The sequence below is a fragment of the Mesorhizobium sp. M4A.F.Ca.ET.022.05.2.1 genome, from assembly GCF_003998845.1.
In the GTDB taxonomy this organism is placed as follows: Bacteria; Pseudomonadota; Alphaproteobacteria; order Rhizobiales; family Rhizobiaceae; genus Mesorhizobium.
Window position 1 is genome coordinate 1 of sequence record NZ_RZOJ01000833.1, and the last position, 343, is coordinate 343.

At 61.5% G+C, this 343-nt stretch carries 1 protein-coding gene; it reads right to left on the bottom strand.

The window, feature by feature from the left end:
- Positions 1-77 precede the first annotated feature (77 nt).
- Positions 78-343 (bottom strand): TOBE domain-containing protein (locus EN745_RS35685; protein ID WP_127423366.1); only part of this gene is annotated, 266 nt, incomplete at its 5' end.

Genomic DNA, 343 nt, shown 5'->3' on the forward strand with positions numbered 1-343 from the left:
GGATCAGCGTGACGCCATCGGCCATGCGGATAGTCTCGTACCAGTCTGCTGCGTCGATGACCGGAAGAGTTCCCATTTCAGTCCGTCAAAACAATGATCTGGTCGGTATCGCACGAAACGGCAACCCTGTCGCCCGGCTGGACGGTAGCGGTCGCTGGCAGCTTGGCGATGAACTGCAGCGAGGGGTCTTCGACGGAGAGGGAAAGGACGCGCTTGAAACTGCCCTGGAAGACGACGTCGCTCACTTTCGCTATGCCGAGACTTGCGGTGCCGGCGGCTCCGCCGAGCATGAGATGCTCAGGCCGTATGGCCAAGGCGACAGCCGAGCCCACGAGACGCTCAT